Here is a 3,240-nt window from a genome sequence, read left to right on the forward strand (position 1 = left end):
GGCGGCGCGGGCATGGCATTCTGCCCCTGTCTCCAGCCGTGATGCTCAGCGCGGTTGGTGGGAGTTGCGGTCGCCCATGGCCGCCGCTCCAGCGGCGGAAGATATGAGGGTCGCGCCCTGATACTTCCCCAATACCCAAGACTGCGTGGCCTGAAATATCTTCCGCCCGCTACATTTATCGAAAAACCCGGAAGGCGATGCCTGTCCGGCCATTGGCGCTAGGACTTCAGTTGGCCTGCATACATGTCGGCTAAGTCATCCGTGGCCTGAATGAGCTTGTCGACAATACCTGGCTCCATCGAGGAATGACCGGCATCGGGTATGATATGGAGATCAGCTTTCGGCCATGCCTTGGACAGCGCCCATGCGGTCGACAGTGGCGTAACCACATCGTATCGCCCATGTACGATCGTGCCTGGAATGTCCTTCAGCTTGGTCTCGGCCTCGTCCAGCAACCAGCTATCATTCGCGAAGAAACCACGATTGACGAAATAGTGGCATTCGATGCGCGCGAACGCGTCGACGAAATCATCTTCATTGAAGCGGGCAGGGGTCGTGGTCGGACCCTTGATGGACAGGGTCTCGCCCTCCCAGCGCGACCATGCGCGCGCGGCTTCCACGCGAACCTGCCGGTCCTCCCCTGTCAGGCGGCGATGGAAGGCCATCAGCAGGTCGTCGCGCTCGTCTTCCGGGATCGGCTTGATGTACCGGTCATAAGCATCCGGGAACAGACGGCTGGCGCCGGATTGGTAGAACCACTGGATCTCCGCCTTCGAGACCAGGAAGATGCCGCGCAGGACAAGGCCCAGCGTGCGGTCGGGATGTGTGACGCCATAGGCCAGCGAAAGGGTCGACCCCCACGAGCCGCCAAAGACGACCCATTTGTCGATCCCGAGCATGTCGCGAATCGACTCCATGTCGTCGATCAGGTCCCAGGTCGTGTTTTCGCGCAATTCCGAGTGCGGGGTGGAGCGGCCACAGCCGCGCTGGTCGAACAGAATGATGCGATATTTGCCCGGATCGAAGAAACGCCTCATTTCTGGGCTAGAGCCGCCTCCGGGGCCTCCATGGACGGCAATGACGGGAATCCCGCTCGGATTCCCCGATTCTTCCCAGTAAATCTCGTGGATTTCACTGACTCGCAGCCGTCCAGAGCGTCTGGATTCCAGTCTCGGGAACAAAATGCGGCGGTTTGGGCGTCTGTTCATGCAGTCTTCACCTATTTTCAGTCAAATTCACAGCCATTACTGGACTTGGTCCAATTGCGTCCGTAAACATTATTACAGGTGTGGTCCCAATCAGGTGTGTAGGTGGCTGTCAAATGCGTAGTATAGTTCTGGGTGCATCCCTATGCCTTTTGGCGGGGTGCGCAACCGTCTCGATGGTACCCGGTGAGGCGTCGGTGGAAACCAGCCTTACGCAGTCCCAATCTGCCTTGCGCAAAGTATCAGCCGACTATTGTGCGGACGCTGTGAAGAATGGCTGGATCGAAGCGACAGGCGGCCTTGCCGCATTTGCGTCCACGCTGATCAACGGAAAATCCGATAGTGACGATAGCCGGGACTATGCGTCCCGCATCGGAGCGAAGTCTGATGCCCCCTCGCTTGTACTGGCCCGCATCGTGTCGGACGCACAGGCCGCCCGCACCGGTCTGGCGGATGTCAGCCGCGAAGCCCGCGATGTGCTGCAGTCCGGCAAGGAAGATACCGCCAGCCGCGCTGACGTGATGAGCTATGAGCGGGCACTTGTTCGCGCGCAGATGGCCTATCGCAATTTCCAGGGTGCCATGGGTGAAGTGACTTCACGCCCTGACATGGACATGGATGTGGCGCCGGTTGACCGTGAGCTCAAATCCTTCGCCGATACGATTGATGATGCGCGTGAGACGGCTGATGGTCTGGCCGACAAGTACGCCTCGCTGAGCCGGTCGACGAGCTAGGCTTTCCGCGCGCCCAACGCGCAGCACGCCCATCCCACCAGATATGATATGCCGCCGATCGGGGTGATCGCACCGAACCAGCGCGGCGCGCCGAGCGCCATCGCGTAGAGCGAGCCGGCGAATACAATCGTCCCGAATACGAACGCCCAGCCGGCTTTGCGCACAAGGCCCGTCTTCGCATGGAGCGAGATGGCGAGCGCCGCGGCCGCGTGGGGCAGGGCATAGAGCGTGGCGGTGTGCCACCAGTCGAGCCCTTCAGGGGTCAGCTGGCCGTCCAGCGCATGGGCGCCAAATGCGCCCAAGGCGACGGCAAGAAAGCCCGTGAGGGCCGCGAAGATGCCCAACCGGTTCATGCCATGCCACTCGGCTGGCGCGGGATGGCATAGGTGACGACGGCATGGCTGGAGGGCTTTTCAGCGCCCTCGATCCGCACATCGACATCCATGACCGCCAGTGCCTGTCCGATCTTCATGATGCGCGCATCGGCGACCACGACGTCTCCGATACAGGGACGCAGGAAATTGATGCTGAGATTGCTGGTCACCGTCATCGGCTCATGTCCTGTCTTCGTCATCACCGCCATGTAGGCTGCGGAGTCGACCAGAGCCATTTGAGTGGGTCCGGAAATATAGCCACCAGGGCGAAGGTGTGAGGAGTTGGCAACAAGTCGCATCACAGCGCGACCGTCTTCCATCGAAACCACTTCGCTGCGATTGTCCTGGGTCTCGAATGCCCCTTTGAGAAATGTGTTGGCTTCTTCCGCCGTCATCTTGGTCATCTAAATGGAGCCTCCCTTGGCGTCACGTCTTGAACCGCGTGTCTCTGTCGTTCACCCTACTTGCGGGACGTTGCCCGCCAAGAGGTAACGCGAAGGAAGGAAATGACATGCTGACCGCCGGAGACGAATACCCGATTCACCAGACGCCAGAGCCCATCGCCTTTTCCGGCTCAGACCGGAATTTCTATGACCGGTTCTTTTTCAATGGCTATTCCGCCGATGGCGAGACCTTCTTCGCGGCGGCGATGGGCATTTATCCGCATCTGAACATTATCGACGCGGCGGTCTCGATCCTGCGCGATGGCAAGCAGCATTCGGTTTTCTTCTCCCGTCCCCTCAATATGGAGCGGATGAACACATATGTCGGGGGCTTCTCGGTCGAAGTGGTTGAGCCACTGAAGCGTATCCGATTGAAAGTTGAAGAGACCGAAGGCATCGCGCTGGATGTGGAGTTCGAGGGCAGGGCCTTTCCGATCGAAGAACCTCGCTTCACACGTCGGCAGGGGCCGCGCATGCTGATGGA

Annotated in this window: 4 protein-coding genes and 1 pseudogene; 2 read left to right on the forward strand and 3 right to left on the reverse strand. The window is 59.8% G+C overall.

Annotation, left to right across the window (positions count from 1 at the left end):
- Nucleotides 1–218: 218 nt before the first annotated feature.
- Nucleotides 219–1,208 carry a prolyl aminopeptidase gene (gene pip, locus B4F73_RS13500; RefSeq protein WP_034815912.1) on the reverse strand — a complete coding sequence of 330 codons (990 nt, stop codon included), beginning with the start codon at nucleotides 1,206–1,208 and terminating at the stop codon, nucleotides 219–221.
- A 113-nt stretch (nucleotides 1,209–1,321) separates the two neighbouring features.
- Between pip and B4F73_RS13505 the strand changes: the two genes are divergently transcribed.
- Entirely contained in the window at nucleotides 1,322–1,939 is a 618-nt protein-coding gene (locus B4F73_RS13505) for a hypothetical protein (protein WP_206992300.1), read from the forward strand.
- Here B4F73_RS13505 and B4F73_RS13510 read toward each other — a convergent pair.
- Both B4F73_RS13510 and B4F73_RS13515 read right to left on the reverse strand, forming a co-directional pair.
- Entirely contained in the window at nucleotides 1,936–2,292 is a 357-nt protein-coding gene (locus tag B4F73_RS13510; RefSeq protein WP_206992301.1) for a DUF423 domain-containing protein, read from the reverse strand. The two genes, B4F73_RS13505 and B4F73_RS13510, sit on opposite strands and share 4 nt — an antisense overlap.
- Nucleotides 2,289–2,717 carry a PaaI family thioesterase gene (locus B4F73_RS13515; protein WP_290483524.1) on the reverse strand — a complete coding sequence of 143 codons (429 nt, stop codon included), beginning with the start codon at nucleotides 2,715–2,717 and terminating at the stop codon, nucleotides 2,289–2,291. The genes B4F73_RS13510 and B4F73_RS13515 overlap by 4 nt, the downstream gene beginning before the upstream one ends.
- 107 nt (nucleotides 2,718–2,824) lie before the next feature.
- Between B4F73_RS13515 and B4F73_RS13520 the strand changes: the two are divergent.
- Nucleotides 2,825–3,240 (forward strand): annotated as a pseudogene (locus tag B4F73_RS13520) (hypothetical protein); the annotation flags it as partial.

Origin of the sequence: Hyphomonas sp. UBA3601 (genome assembly GCF_002375605.1) — a bacterium.
In the GTDB taxonomy this organism is placed as follows: Bacteria; Pseudomonadota; Alphaproteobacteria; order Caulobacterales; family Hyphomonadaceae; genus Hyphomonas.

Excerpts from the sequence above, each read along its gene's own strand:
- pip (WP_034815912.1), bottom strand. The coding sequence starts at position 1,208 with ATGAACAGACGCCCAAACCGCCGCATTTTGTTCCCGAGACTGGAATCC.
- B4F73_RS13505 (WP_206992300.1), top strand. The coding sequence starts at position 1,322 with ATGCGTAGTATAGTTCTGGGTGCATCCCTATGCCTTTTGGCGGGGTGC.
- B4F73_RS13510 (WP_206992301.1), bottom strand. The coding sequence starts at position 2,292 with ATGAACCGGTTGGGCATCTTCGCGGCCCTCACGGGCTTTCTTGCCGTC.
- B4F73_RS13515 (WP_290483524.1), bottom strand. The coding sequence starts at position 2,717 with ATGACCAAGATGACGGCGGAAGAAGCCAACACATTTCTCAAAGGGGCA.